This window comes from Paenibacillus sp. EKM301P (genome assembly GCF_011800295.1).
GTDB classification, from domain to species: Bacteria; Bacillota; Bacilli; order Paenibacillales; family Paenibacillaceae; genus Paenibacillus; species Paenibacillus polymyxa.
Genome location: NZ_JAALFM010000001.1, coordinates 633,016 through 647,914, shown reverse-complemented (window position 1 = coordinate 647,914; position 14,899 = coordinate 633,016). Strand labels below are relative to the sequence as shown.

The window sequence follows — 14,899 nt, the reverse complement described above, 5'->3', positions numbered from 1 at the left end:
CAGTTGAGTCTTATACAAGGTACTATTATCACTTTCAGTATTCTTCCCTTTTTTCCGTTTTTGATCGTGTTTGCGGTTTGTCGCTACATTCTTAAAATGGAAAAGAAGAAATCATTGCTTACTTCTATGGATATTACCACTTTTTTTCTGATATTTTCCGTCGCAGCACTCTTTAATGTCCTATTTACATCCCGATTCGGTTTTTATTTGATTCTACTGCTCTTGTTACTGGCATTGGGTTTAATTGGAGGAGCTCAAAACCGAATAAAAGGAAAGGTTGATGGTAAAAGATTATGTAGAGCGGTCTGGAGATTAACTTTTATGGCGATGACATTGGCGTATACTTTGTTGACTGTTGTTGGTATATTTAAAAATATATTCAACTCTATGTGATGAAATATGACATGAAATGATGAGAAAATATGAATTAATCATGTTTTTTTGAAAAAAAAGCTCAATTTGAAGAAATGTAATGTAGATTTTTTTGACCGCTGGTTGTATAATCTATAAACATATACCACTTTAGAACTAGGGGGAAAACGCTAGATGAAAAGGAAAAGCTTTTTAGTCCTTTTGACACTCGTTCTTGCAGTTGGCGCACTGCTCGCAGGTTGCGGCGGCAAGAATGATACCAATGGTAAGGGCGCACAAGAAAACACCTCGACTACGCCGGCCCCGGCCGACAAGCAAATTTTGCGCGTTAACCTTTCTTCCGAGCCGCCAACCTTCGATCCGGCACAAGCTCAGGATAGTCAAACCAACGCGGTTCTGAAAACTTTGTATGAAGGTCTCGTACGTATGGGTCCTGACGGCAAAGAAATCCCTGGCGTTGCTGAATCTTGGAAAATCTCCGATGACGGCAAAACCTACACGTTCAAACTTCGTGATACTGCAAAATGGAGTAATGGCGACCCAGTCAAAGCAAGCGACTTCGTATTCGCTTGGCAACGGGTATTGGATCCTTCAACGGCTCCTGCACCTCCATATGCTTACCAATTGTACTATATCAAGAATGCTGAGGGCTACAACCTGAGCACTTCGAAATCTTATAAAGGAACAAAAATTACAGACTTTAAAGATGTAGGTGTCAAAGCTGTTGATGACCATACATTGCAAGTAGAGCTGGAACATCCAACTCCTTACTTCTTGGGATTGACTTCTTTCTACACTTTCTATCCTGTAAACCCTTCTATTAAAGGTAATGATAAGTGGGCAGTTCAGAAAGATAGCATGATTACTAACGGACCTTTCACATTAACGGCTTGGGATAGCGGTCAAAAGATCGAAGTTTCCAAGAACGAAAACTATTGGGGTAAAGACGAGATCAAGTTGAGCAAAATCACTATGTCCCTTGTAAATAGTGGTGCAACTGAACTGGCTTCGTACAGAAGTGGACAACTTGATTATTCAGGTATGCCAACAGGTGAAATTCCTACTGACCAAATTACGGCTGTGAAAAACGAATTGCCTAATGAATTTAAGGCTAAAGGAATTGCAAGTACGTACTACTATCTGTTTAATGTAACAGAAAAACCATTTAACAATGCTAAAATCCGTAAAGCGTTTGCGATGGCTATTCAACGCCAACCGATCGTTGAACGTGTAACAATGGGCGGTCAAATTCCTGCTTACGGCTTTGTACCTCCAGGCATAAAAGGAGTTTCTCAAGAATTCCGTAGTGAGCATAAAGATGATTTCTTCAAAGAAGATTTCACTGAAGCGAAAAAATTGCTTCAAGAAGGTATGAAAGAAGAAGGCATGACTACGCTTCCTACAATAACTATGCTGTACAACTCCAGTGAAAGTCACCAAAAGATTGCTTTGGCAGTAGCTGATATGTGGAAGAAAAATCTTGGTGTAGATGTTAAAACTCAAAACCAAGAGTGGGGCGTATTTATCCAAACACGTAACAAGCTGAATTTCCAAATCGCTCGTGGTGGTTGGTCTGCTGACTATAATGATCCAATGACATTCCTGGATATGTGGACAACAGGCAATGGTAACAACAACTCAGGTTATGCTAACCCTGCGTATGATGAATTGATTAAAGCTGCTAAAACAGAAACTGATCCAGCTAAACGCATGGAAGATTTTGCGAAAGCAGAGAAGATTTTGGTTCAAGATGATATGGTAATGCTTCCGATCTATTACTATTCAAATGTTTCTTTAACGAAACCGAATGTTAAAGACATTGGACTTGACTTTAGTGGAGCAATTGATTTCACAAGAGCGTATATTACACAGTAACTGAAGCTTAATTCTGAAGTTTGATAGTTACTTCGGGATATATATGTGGATTGAACCATATATATCCCGTTTTTTTTGTGTGTCCTAGTCTTTTCCATCATCATGTAACCATGCAAATAAGTAGATTGGACAGTCCAATTCTATTTCGATAAAATCGAATGGTGTCGAAAATAATTTATGGGGGGTGTAAACGGGCAATGACGCGTTATTTGATCAGTAAATTTTTCTATATGTTGCTGTCTTTGTTCATTCTGATCTCTGCGACGTTTTTTCTCATGAAAGCAATTCCGGGTAACCCCTTCATGAGTGAAAAAGCGACTTCTCCTGAGATTCAAGCCCGGTTAATGGAGCAATATGGGCTGGATAAGCCTGTATATGTCCAATATTTTAAATACTTAGGTGATATTGCTTCAGGTGATTTTGGTATTTCTATGAAAAAGCTGAATCAAAGTGTAACTGACATTATCGGACAAACGTTTACGGTTTCCCTCAAACTCGGTTTTGTTGCCATAATCGTGTCGATAATTGTCGGTATCTTGCTAGGAATGCTAGCAGCTTTGTATCATCGTAGGCTCATAGATAACGTCGCTATGGTATTAGCTATCATGGGGATTGCGGTTCCCAGCTTCGTTCTGGCATCGTTAATTCAATTTTTCTTTGCTCAACAGTTAGGCTGGTTTAATGTTATGGGCTTTGAAGGCCCGATGGATTACTTCTTGCCAGTTGCGGCTCTATCTGCTTCACCGATTGCGTTTATCGCTCGACTAACGCGTTCCAGCATGCTGGAAGTACTCCATGCAGATTACATTAAGACTGCCAAGGCTAAAGGTTTGAAATCCATTACAATTATGTTCAAACACGTTATACGTAATGCCATTCTTCCAGTTGTTACCTATGTAGGACCAATGACAGCCAATATTATTACGGGTTCGGTTGTTATTGAACGAATCTTCGGGATTGGCGGTATCGGTAAGGTGTTCGTAGATAGTATTACAACCCGTGATTATACGATGATTATGGGAGTTACTATTTTTTACGGTATTTTGTTGATGGTGGCACGTTTTATTACGGATATTGCATATGGATTTATTGATCCGCGGATTAAGCTTACTGGCGGGAAGGAGGGATAACTTTATGTCTGTTAAAGATAATGCTGTGAACTTGGATAAACTTCAGGTGAAACCGGAAGATTTCCAGAGGGTCGGAGCGGATGAAAAGCAGTCTGAAGTTATTCAGCGTGAAAGCTTATCCGCTTGGCGAGATGCTTGGGAGCGTCTTCGTAAAAATAAATTGGCTATGACGAGCTTAAGCGTTTTGGTTCTCATAGTGCTTGCTTCAATTATTGGTCCGATGCTGTCGCCATACGATGACCGCACGAATGATTTGTTGAGCACCAATCTTCCTCCATCGGCGGAACATTGGTTCGGAACAGATGATCTGGGGCGTGATATGTTTGTACGTACTTGGATGGGCGCTCGGATTTCATTGATTATTGGTTTGGCTGCTGCAATGATTGACTTGATGATTGGTGTAATTTATGGTGGAATTATGGGTTACTTTGGTGGCCGCGTTGATGAAATCATGAATAAATTTTCTGAAATCTTGTATTCCATTCCTTACTTGCTTGTTACAATTCTGTTGCTGGTTGTACTGGAGCCAAGTATCACCACCATTATTATTGCGCTCTGTGTAACAGGGTGGATTAACATGTCGTGGATTGTACGTGGTGAAATGCTGCAACTTAAAAACCGAGAATTCGTACTTGCTTCCCGTTCAATGGGTGCTGGTGCAGGTCGTTTGTTGTTCCGTCACTTGTTGCCTAACGCGGTAGGACCAATCATTGTCACATTGACCTTGACGGTTCCAAGTGCTATTTTCTCCGAGGCATTCCTGAGCTTCCTTGGATTAGGGGTACAGGCTCCTCAGGCATCGCTGGGTTCAATGATTGAATCAGCTCTGACAGGGTGGATGTATTACCCTTGGCGGATGCTTTTCCCAGCAGGTTTGATCAGTTTGATTATGCTTGCGTTCAACCTTTTTGGCGACGGCTTGCGTGATGCGCTTGATCCGAAGTTGAAGAAATAGGAGGTGAGATCATGGTGAGTAGCAACAATTTAATTGAAGTTGAAGGCCTTAAAAAGTATTTTAATGTTGGCAAAAACCGTGTGCTCAAAGCGGTGGATAACCTGAATTTCTATATTCGTGAGGGTGAAACGCTGGGTATGGTTGGCGAATCCGGTTGTGGTAAGTCTACAGCGGGTCGTACTATTTTGCGCTTGTATGAGCCTACAGCAGGTAGCGTACGTTTTAACGGCACAGATATTTACAAATTATCACCGGGGAAAATGAAAGCAATGCGTCGTGATATGCAGATGATCTTTCAAGATCCGTATGCATCATTGAACCCACGTTTTACCGTGTCTGATATTATTGGTGAGGCACTGGATATTCACAATATGGCAGGTAGCCGTGCAGAACGTAAGAAACGGATTGAGGAATTACTCGATCTGGTTGGTTTGAACCCTGACCATGCAACACGCTATCCGCATGAGTTTTCTGGTGGTCAACGTCAGCGGATCGGTATTGCCCGTGCATTGGCTGTTAATCCTAAGTTCATCATTTGTGATGAGCCGATTTCAGCGCTTGACGTATCTATTCAGGCTCAAGTTGTCAACCTGTTGAAAGAGCTTCAAGAACGTCTTGGTCTGACGTACCTGTTCATTGCACATGATCTGTCGATGGTCAAGCACATCAGTGATCGGGTAGCTGTAATGTATAGAGGCAGAATGGTGGAGCTTGCTGAAAGCTCTGAATTATATGCCAATCCGATTCATCCGTATACGAAAATGCTTTTGTCGGCGATTCCACTTCCTGACCCGGAAGTCGAAGCCAACAAAAAGCGAATTATTATGCCTGACGATCAAGGCGGACCGATTCATAACGCGTCCGATAATAAGGCAGGGGCTTATAACCTGGAAAATGCCACGCTTATCGAAGTGTCTAAAGGGCATTTTGTAGCTGAACCTTACGCTTGATCTTGTTCTATATACCAACCGCCGAGTTATTCGGCGGTTTTTTTTGTAGGAAGCTTTGACGTGGACATGGGCTTTCGGTACAATCAAGCAGTAAGGTTTTGGTGGAGACAGGAGGCAGACCCATGAAAATAGTTCCGGAAACGCTTCGCGGAGGGTCGGCTTTGGCAGAAGACTATATACAGGGTACAGGACGCGCAAGCGATTTGTATGAATATGATATTCTGCACGCCGATGCTTATGCCCAACGGGCGAAGTGGCTGGATAAGACGGAGCATCTGCGATTAAACCGTAAGGATGTCGTAGCATGTCTTCGTATATACAATGAGCAACACAATTCGCATGAGGCGGTTCATACTTCATTGGACCGTTTGGAAAGCCCAGATGCTTTAGTAGTAGTTGGCGGACAGCAAAGTGGACTGTTCACAGGCCCGATGCTGGTCATTTATAAAGCCGCTACGATTATTAAAGCAGCTAGAGAAGCTGAAGAACGGCTTGGACGTCCGGTTATTCCAATTTTCTGGATTGCTGGTGAAGATCATGACTGGGACGAGGTCAATCATACATACGTAATGGCAAAAGACCCGCAAGCAGTTAAAATCAAGCTGAATAAGCAGCCTGAACGTCGTTCTTCAGTTAGTGCTATTAAAGTCGATACGGTTGAGTGGAAGCAAGCGATGGCGGATATAGAGCAATGCTTGCCAGATTCAGAACATAAGACCGATATTATGCACATGATTGAGCAGGGTTTGACAGAGTCATATGGACTAAGTGATGCCTTTGCCAAGCTGATGGGTCGTTTGTTTGGTACCTATGGATTGGTGCTCATGGATTCTGCAGATCCTTTGCTGCGCAAGCTAGAGGCATCCGTTTTTAGACAGTTGGTTCAGCACAATGATGAGTTGGAGACAGCGTATAGGACAACCGCTACGCGGATCGTGGACTATGGTTATCACTTACAAGCGGATGTGCATGAAGGTGGTGCGAACCTTTTTTACATTCATGAAGAGGAACGCCTACTGCTTTTCAAAAAAGCTGGATTATTCACAGATCGACGCGGTTTGGTGGCATTTACAGCGGTTGAACTGCTTGAAGAGATAGATAGACACCCCGAACGTTTTAGTAACAATGTACTAACTCGTCCGCTCATGCAGGATTCGCTGTTCCCGGTACTGGGGTCTGTGCTGGGTCTAGGAGAAATTGCCTACTGGGCAATTACACGGGACGCTTTCGAAGTGCTCGGGATGCAGATGCCGATACTGCTGCCGCGTATGTCTTTTACATTACTGGAGCCGGGCGTGGAAAAGCATATGCTTAAGTACGAACTAACTTTTGGCCAAGTTAGAGACGGGCTTGAGGAACGAAAAAAGCAATGGATCGCCACTCAAGATCAGCTTGGAATGCAGGATCAGTTTTCCGAGGCTAAGGATGCTTTTGTCCGCATCTATAAACCGCTTATACAGCAGACAGGGATGATAGAGAAAGGTTTGCTACAGCTCGGAGAAACCAACTGCGAGAAAATTCTGGGGCAGATTTCCTATCTGGAGGCAAAGGTGGAGGAAGCGCTGCTTCGGCAAAATGGAACAGCACTTCGCCACTGGGATCATATCGAGTGGTCGCTTTTCCCATTTGGACAGCCGCAGGAGCGTGCATTTACGATCTATCATTTTCTGAATCGTTATGGTCTCGACCTGATGAATATGATTATGAACGTACCATTGGATCTGTCGGGAACGCATCGTGTGATTTATGTATAATGATCATAAACGAATTTAACTAATATTTAGGAGGAAATAACATATGACTTCCCATTCTCTGCAAAATAGCATTATTCACGATCTTAACTTGGCCCCTGAAGGTCATTTGAAAATTGATTGGGTAGAAGCCCATATGCCGGTATTGAACCGTATACGTCAACAATTCGAGCAAGAGCAGCCTTTTGCTGGTCTGAAGGTAACGATTTGTTTACATCTGGAGGCCAAAACGGCTTACCTAGCTAAAGTGGTACAAGCAGGTGGAGCACAGGTCACCATTACGGGTAGTAATCCTTTGTCGACACAAGATGATGTTTGCGCCGCATTAGTAGAAGATGGCGTTACGGTATTAGCTAAATACAATCCAGATCCAGAGGAATTCAAGAATTTGCAAATCAAGGCTCTGGAAACTAAGCCAGATCTCATTATAGATGACGGTGGTGACCTGGTTACTCTGTTGCAATCTGAACGGCCTGATCTGATTTCTACGATCCGTGGAGGAGCAGAGGAGACCACTACAGGGATTATTCGTTTGAAGGCCTTGGAAAAAGAAGGGCAACTTCACTTTCCGATGGTAGCTGTAAATGATGCTTACTGTAAATATTTGTTCGACAATCGCTATGGTACAGGCCAGTCAGCTTTCGACGGTATTATTCGTACGACTAATCTGGTTGTGGCAGGAAGTACAGTGGTTGTGGTGGGTTATGGATGGTGCGGCAAGGGGGTTGCAATGCGTGCGAAAGGGCTGGGAGCCAACGTGGTTGTAACGGAAGTTGATCCAATCAAGGCTGTAGAAGCCCATATGGATGGTTTTCATGTATTGCCAATGGTGGAAGCTGCCAAACTGGGCGACTTCTTCATTACAGTAACTGGAAATAAAGCTGTAATTACAGGGGAACACTTTGATGTTATGAAGGATGGAGCTGTGCTGTGTAACGCAGGGCATTTTGATGTGGAGGTTAGCAAGCCTGAGCTTGCTAAACGCTCCGAATCCATTCGCACAGTGCGTCGCAATATCGAAGAATACCGCTTTAAAGATGGACGTAAAATGTATTTGCTCGCAGAAGGACGCCTCGTGAATCTAGCTGCCGCTGACGGTCATCCAGCAGAGATTATGGATACGACATTTGCTCTTCAGGCACTTGGCTTGAAATATGTGAATGATCGTTACAACGAGCTGGGTAAAGCTGTGATTAATGTACCTTATGAAATTGATGAGCAAGTGGCTCGATTCAAGCTTGATAGTCTGGGAATCAAGATTGATACATTAACAGAAGACCAAAAGGTCTATCTGGACAGCTGGAACGCCTAATCTATTTTCGGTCACGATGTCCGCTGCAGAAAGGGTGCATTTTTAAGCAAGTGCTTGTATAGGTTGACATGATGGATAGAGAATAAGCCCTTTATTCCGTGTTGTTTCGAAACCTGATGCATATTGTCGGGGGTTCGACTTCATTGGATAAGGGGCTTTTTGGCATCTTATGACGTGGGGCAACAATAACAGACATTATGCCCGAGTTCTAGGTTTATCACTTTTTCGTAATGAAAAAGAGGTCTTTGATTTTTTAAAGCGAATCTATTATGCTTAGGTGGTGGAAAGTGGGCCAAAGTGGGAGAATGGGGTAAGGGGTGACGAAACCAATGTTTATGGGGGAGTTCCAACATAGCATTGATGAGAAGGGTCGGCTTACTGTCCCGGCCAAGTTTCGTGAACTTCTCGGTGCCTCGTTCGTGGTTACCCGCGGGCTGGACCAATGCCTCTTCGTGTATCCTATGGATGAGTGGGCTGTCATGGAGAAAAAACTTAAAGCACTGCCTTTGATGAAGGCTGATGCGCGTGCGTTTACCCGGTTTTTTTTCTCGGGAGCGACTGAATGCGAATTGGACAAACAGGGCAGGGTAAATTTACCGGGGAATTTGTGCGAATACGCCAAGCTTACAAAAGAGTGCGTCGTATTGGGAGTGTCCACCCGGGTAGAGATTTGGAGTAAGCACACTTGGGAGCAATATTTCAACCAATCAGAAGAAGCATTTAACGACATTGCTGAGAAATTGGTTGATTTCAACTTTGAATTGTAATTTAGGAGGTCAGCCGTTTGTTTCACCACATTACCGTACTCAAGGAAGAAGCAACACAGGCACTAAACATCAGGCAGGACGGGATTTATGTGGACTGCACGTTGGGAGGGGCAGGACACAGTTCCGTCATTGCATCACAGCTTGGCCCTGAGGGGAGGCTTATTGCCTTTGATCAGGACGACTGGGCATTGAACAATGCACGAGAGAAGCTGTCAGCCTATGAAGGAAAGATTTCATTAGTGAAATCCAACTTCCGCCACTTGCAGGACAAGCTGGCCGAACTGGGATTGCCCGAAAAAGACGGCGTCCCGCAGGTCCAGGGTATTTTGTTCGACCTGGGTGTATCCTCGCCCCAGTTCGATGAGGGGGAGCGGGGATTCAGTTACAATCATGATGCACCGCTAGATATGCGGATGGATCAGAGCAGTTCGCTTACGGCATATGAAATTGTTAATGAATGGCCGGAAGCGGAGATTGCGCGTATTCTGTTTCAATATGGAGAAGAGAAGTTCTCCAGGCGGATCGCGAAGATCATGGTTGAACGTAGAATGAACAAGCCTATTCACACAACGGGGGAACTTGTCGATATTATCAAAGAAGGAATTCCGGCTGCGGCACGCAGAACCGGGGGACATCCGGCTAAACGCAGTTTTCAGGCTTTGCGGATTGCTGTGAATGATGAGTTGGGTGCACTGGAAGATACTTTGCATCAGGCAGTAAGATGTCTGGCTCCAGGGGGCAGAATTTCGGTTATTACGTTTCATTCCTTGGAGGATCGGATATGCAAGCATATTTTCAAGGAGTATTTGGCGAAAAGCATCTATCCGTCTGACTTGCCGATTCTGGATGACAAAATGGTAGGCGATTTAAAGCTGGTGAATCGTAAGCCGATTGTGGCATCAGAAGAAGAGTTAGAGCTTAATCCACGATCCCGGTCAGCCAAGCTGAGAGTTGCCGAAAAATTGTAAATTTAATGGAGAAGGAGAGGCGACATGGCTTATACACGCGGTAATTTGGCTGTAAAAGAAAGAGCCCGTCAGGAACAGGTTCAGCAACAACGGTATCGTGAGACCACTAAAGTCGTTACACGCCGCAGAGAGCTGCCGATTCGAGAAAAGCTGCTGTATCTATTGACACTTGTAGCATGCATTGTCATTGCGGGGACGTTGATTGGCAGATATGCGCACATTTATCAAATTAATTATGCGATTAATACAGCCAGCAAGGACATTTCCAAATTACAGACCAATATCGCCCAATTGAAGATTCAGAAGGAACGTCTGGAGAATCAGATTGTGCCTACTGCAAAGGAACAGGGATATATCGAACCAACAAGAGAGCCCATTCGTGTGGAAAAGCAGGCTGCCAAATAGTTAAGAGCATAGCATCAAGCTATGCTCTGACGTATATTTTTTTGCAGAGAGGTTTGAGCTATGGTCAAAAGAATAAAGCTTCGCACACTGCTGATAGGGGGATGTATTACCCTCTTTTTTCTTGTTCTGCTACTTAAAGTATTTTGGATTCAAGTTGTGAGTGGGGAATACTGGCATAATCAGGTAGTTGCACAGATAGAAAGAGACCAGGTGATTCAGCCCAAGCGTGGAACTATAATGGACCGTAAAGGGAATGTACTAGCTACGGATGCACCGGCTTACACGGTGGTTGTCAACCCTAGCATCATTCAGGAGTATGATCTGGAGAATGAGGTTGTAGCCAAGCTGCATCAGCTTCTCAAAACGCCTGAGGATGAACTGAGAAGACATCTATCTGCAAAGGATAAAAAGGGTAACTATTTAAAAAACCGTGAGATTCGTAATGGAGGCTGGAAGGTAGACCCTGAGGTGAAGGCACAGGTGGATACATTCAAAGAGTATTTGAAGGATAAGTATGAGGTAGTTGGAGCTGTGGACACTGTTCAGGAATCCAAACGCTATTATCCAGAAAATAAGCTGGCTTCTCATGTCCTTGGCTATTTGCGAAAAGATGGTACAGCAGGTATGGGGTTGGAAGCTTATTACAATAAAGAGCTCTCCGGCACGGCTGGAAAGCTTCTATATCAGCGGGACCGAAAGGGAGTTCCTCTTCAGGGATCGGAAAGTGTCTATGAGCCGGCACAAAATGGTAAAAATTTAAAGCTGACGATTGATGATACGATTCAGTATTATATAGAGGATGCCATGCAGGAAGCTATCGCAAAGTATAATCCCAAAACGATGACTGTCGTAGCAGCTGATCCCAAAACGATGGATGTTCTCGGTTTGGCGACTTATCCGAATTTTAATCCCAATACATATGGGAGTACACCTTTGGAAAATTTCCGTAATAATGCTACTCAGTCTATCTACGAACCGGGCTCCACGTTTAAGATAGTAACCTTGGCTGCTGCGGTTCAAGAAAAGGTATTTAATCCGAATGAGACCTATCAATCTGGTATGATTCGCGTCGGAGGCTGGGATATTCGTGACGTAAGCCGTAGCTGGGGAACGTTAACCTATCTTCAAGGGGTCAAGCGTTCAAGTAACGTCGGTTTTGTTCATTTGGGGCTGGATAAGCTGGGTGGCGAGAGGCTGAAGAGATATATCAATAACTTTGGATTTGGTGTCAAAACAGGTATTGACCTTCCGAGTGAGTCTACCGGAGCTATTACATTCCATACCCAGTACAAATCCGAAGTCGCGACGGCTTCATATGGACACGGACGGGTTCAGGTAACGCCAATTCAGCAGGTGGCAGCGATCTCGGCGATTGCTAACGGTGGGAAGTTGATGCAGCCTCATCTGGTGAAGGAAATTATAAACCCAGATACAGGCGAAGTGCAGACGATTCAACCGAAGGAAGTCCGCCAAGTGATTACTCAGGAATCTGCAACTCAGACAAGCAGCTATCTGGAGCAGGTCGTCTCTGACCAGGAAATTGGTACGGGACGTCTAGCTTATATTGACGGATATCGTGTTGCTGGTAAAACAGGGACAGCGACGAAAGTCGTCGGAAAAGTTTACGATCATTCGAAGGATGTCGTGTCTTTTATTGGTTTTGCACCAGTAAATGATCCGAAAATAGCTGTCTTGGTTGTTATGGATGAACCTAACAAATCGGTAGGCGGCGGTACAGCAGCAGCACCTGTGTTTAAAAAAATCGTGTCCCAATCGCTGCAATATATGGGGGTTCCCAAAACGGGAACCAAAACGAATAAATCAGGTGGGGCTGCAGCGAAAACGGTGAATTTGCCAACGGTACCACAATTAACAGGCCAAGTGAAGAAGGATGCGCAAAACGCATTGCTCAAACAGGGGATTGCTTACGAAACGGTAGGTAAAGGCTCCAAAATTGTTCGTCAGTATCCTGAAGCAGGCGTCAAAATGAAACCGGGACAGCGCATCTATTTGCTGACAGAGGATAGTGCCAACATGACGATTCCCGATTTTACAGGTGTCTCGTTGCGTGACACACTTCAAGTTCTGACGCTTATGAAGGTTGGTGTTCAGGTAAGCGGGGAAGGGTATGTTGTCTCTCAAAAGGCACAAATGGTAAATGGCAAGCGGGTCGTCAGTGTGACGCTTCAGCCGGCCAAAGAAACAGTGACCGGAGTGAAGCCGGAGGAAACACAGGACTCGATTACTGGAGTTGCAGCTAACGAGACAGGCAATGCAACGAAAACGGAAGCCGATACTAAAACCAAAGCCGATACTACTGCGAATACTGAAACAAATGCGGGAACTCCAAAGGGAGGAATATCTGCTGTAGCAGATGAGAAAAGTGCTGCCGCGATTAAAGGCGAAGATAACTGATAGCTTGTTCTAATGTCCGTTCTTTTGAATATTCATGAGGTAAGACATGTCATGAGTATTTGAGGAACGGAGGGGGCGCGTTTGAAAAAATCTAACGTGACCATGCGGCGTAGGCTGGTATGGGGGCTACTGGGATTGTTTGTACTGTTTGCGGCCTTGTCGATCCGGCTCGCCTATGTTCAATTGGGTAAAGGAGGCGAGCTCTCAGCCAAGGCTGAGGATTCGTGGCGCCGCAATATTCCTTTTGCCGCCAAGCGTGGCGAAATTTTGGATCGACAGGGTACTGCGCTGACCTATAATGTCAGTTCGCCGACTGTCATGGCGATACCAGTACAGATTAAGGAGCCGGAAGAAACGGCTCGCAGGCTGGCGCCGTTGCTAGATATGAGTGAGGATAAAGTGCTCAAGCTGATTACCAAACGAACAGCAAGCCAAAAACTTCAGCCCGGTGGACGAAAAATTACGATGGAGAAAGCCCAGAAAATTCGTGATTTGAAGCTGCCGGGTATCGTTGTTGCTGAAGACAACAAACGTTATTATCCTTATGGTGATCTAGCGGCTCATATTCTTGGATTTACCGGAATTGATAATCAAGGGCTGACAGGCGTAGAGAAGCAGCAAAACAGTAAGCTTCGGGGAATCGATGGAAGCATCGCGTATTTATCAGACGCAGGTGGCCGTCTGATGCCTGGTTCTTCTGAAAAGTACATTGAACCGAAGGATGGACTGAATTTACAATTAACCATTGATAAATCGGTGCAATCCATTATGGAACGAGAGCTTGACCAAGCCATGGTCAAATTTCAGGCGAAGTCCGCGCTGTCTATTGCGATGAACCCGAAGACGGGTGAAATATTAGGCATGGCTGGACGGCCAAGCTATGAGCCAGCGCTTTACAAGCAATATGCGCCTGAAATTTATAATCGCAATCTGCCGATTTGGATGACATATGAACCTGGGTCTACTTTTAAAATTATTACACTTGCCGCTGCCTTGGAAGAAAAGAAGGTCAATCTCAAAAATGACCGTTTCTTTGATCCGGGATATATTGAAGTTGGTGGAGCACGTCTGCGTTGTTGGAAAAAAGGCGGGCATGGCAGCCAAACCTTTCTTCAAGTGGTGGAAAATTCATGCAATCCCGGTTTTGTAACGTTGGGACAACGTCTGGGCAAAGAAACACTGTTCAAGTACATTCGCAATTTCGGCTTCGGCAGCAAAACAGGAATTGACATGATTGGTGAGGGCAATGGCATTTTGTTCAAGCTACCTCAGGTCGGACCTGTAGAGCTGGCTACTACGGCCTTTGGTCAAGGGGTATCTGTCACTCCGATTCAGCAGGTTACGGCTGTATCGGCAGCAATCAATGGTGGCAATCTTTATAAGCCTCACATTACAAAAGGCTGGATTCAGCCCGGAACTGGAAAGGTTCTCGAAAAAGTGGAGCCGGAACTGGTGCGTAGAGTTGTTTCAGAGGATACCTCTCGACAGGTAAGGGAAGCGCTGGAAAGTGTCGTCGCTAAAGGTACAGGTCGCCCTGCCTTTATTGAGGGTTACCGGGTTGGAGGTAAAACGGGGACAGCACAAAAGGTAATTAACGGACGTTATTCTTCCTCGGAGCATATTGTATCCTTTATTGGTTTTGCTCCGGCGGATGATCCGCAAATCGTCGTCTATACTGCTGTCGATAATCCGAAAGGGATTCAATTCGGCGGTGTGGTTGCTGCTCCAATCGTGCAAAATATTTTAAAGGATGCACTGATTGCCTTGAAAATACCACCTCGTACCAACCAAATTGCCAAAGAGTACAAGTATGGCGAAAATCCGATTGAAACGGTACCTGATCTGGTAGGTGCCACTGCAGCTGATTTATATGAAGATATGAATATGAACTTTATGCTCGTGAAATCTGGGTCAGGCAAGACGGTCGTAAGTCAGGCACCGAAGCCAGGCTCTCGATTGGAACGAGGATCAACGATCCGTATATATATGGGGGATTGAT

The 14,899-nt window shown here is 44.7% G+C and carries 12 protein-coding genes; all 12 read left to right on the top strand.

All coding sequences use genetic code 11. The features are described from left to right. The first annotated feature begins 3 nt into the window (after positions 1-3). The 12 genes from HFD99_RS02945 (at position 4) to HFD99_RS02890 (ending at position 14,898) form a co-directional block, all read left to right on the top strand. Positions 4-393: a DUF3397 domain-containing protein gene (locus HFD99_RS02945; protein ID WP_013372105.1), complete on the top strand. Its 390-nt coding sequence runs from the start codon at positions 4-6 to the stop codon at positions 391-393. 153 nt (positions 394-546) lie between these two features. After that, positions 547-2,247, top strand: coding sequence for a peptide ABC transporter substrate-binding protein (locus HFD99_RS02940; RefSeq protein ID WP_016821555.1), 1,701 nt, complete (start codon positions 547-549; stop codon positions 2,245-2,247). Positions 2,248-2,444: 197 nt separating this feature from the next. Then, positions 2,445-3,377 (top strand): ABC transporter permease, encoded by a 933-nt coding sequence (locus tag HFD99_RS02935; protein ID WP_016821554.1) that lies wholly within the window; start codon positions 2,445-2,447, stop codon positions 3,375-3,377. Between the two features lie 4 nt (positions 3,378-3,381). Then, entirely contained in the window at positions 3,382-4,332 is a 951-nt protein-coding gene (locus tag HFD99_RS02930; RefSeq protein WP_016821553.1) for an ABC transporter permease, read from the top strand. Positions 4,333-4,343: 11 nt separating this feature from the next. Next, positions 4,344-5,282 (top strand): ABC transporter ATP-binding protein, encoded by a 939-nt coding sequence (locus HFD99_RS02925; protein ID WP_016821552.1) that lies wholly within the window; start codon positions 4,344-4,346, stop codon positions 5,280-5,282. A 122-nt stretch (positions 5,283-5,404) separates the two neighbouring features. Next, positions 5,405-7,036: a bacillithiol biosynthesis cysteine-adding enzyme BshC gene (gene bshC, locus HFD99_RS02920; protein ID WP_045244389.1), complete on the top strand. Its 1,632-nt coding sequence runs from the start codon at positions 5,405-5,407 to the stop codon at positions 7,034-7,036. Positions 7,037-7,079: 43 nt separating this feature from the next. Beyond that, the gene (locus HFD99_RS02915; RefSeq protein WP_017428137.1) at positions 7,080-8,345 is read left to right on the top strand and encodes an adenosylhomocysteinase; all 1,266 of its coding nucleotides are present in this window, start codon (positions 7,080-7,082) and stop codon (positions 8,343-8,345) included. Positions 8,346-8,674: 329 nt separating this feature from the next. Then, positions 8,675-9,112: a division/cell wall cluster transcriptional repressor MraZ gene (mraZ, locus tag HFD99_RS02910; RefSeq protein ID WP_013311099.1), complete on the top strand. Its 438-nt coding sequence runs from the start codon at positions 8,675-8,677 to the stop codon at positions 9,110-9,112. A 17-nt stretch (positions 9,113-9,129) separates the two neighbouring features. Next, a complete protein-coding gene (rsmH, locus tag HFD99_RS02905) occupies positions 9,130-10,080 on the top strand; it encodes a 16S rRNA (cytosine(1402)-N(4))-methyltransferase RsmH (RefSeq protein WP_025365345.1) in 951 nt (316 codons plus the stop codon). 24 nt (positions 10,081-10,104) lie between these two features. Beyond that, on the top strand, positions 10,105-10,485 hold the full coding sequence (locus HFD99_RS02900; protein WP_013372097.1) for a hypothetical protein: 381 nt from the start codon (positions 10,105-10,107) through the stop codon (positions 10,483-10,485). A gap of 60 nt (positions 10,486-10,545) precedes the next feature. Continuing rightward, on the top strand, positions 10,546-12,900 hold the full coding sequence (locus HFD99_RS02895) for a penicillin-binding transpeptidase domain-containing protein (RefSeq protein ID WP_123797398.1): 2,355 nt from the start codon (positions 10,546-10,548) through the stop codon (positions 12,898-12,900). Between the two features lie 81 nt (positions 12,901-12,981). Continuing rightward, positions 12,982-14,898 (top strand): stage V sporulation protein D, encoded by a 1,917-nt coding sequence (locus HFD99_RS02890; RefSeq protein ID WP_016821547.1) that lies wholly within the window; start codon positions 12,982-12,984, stop codon positions 14,896-14,898. The last annotated feature ends 1 nt before the right edge of the window (position 14,899 follow it).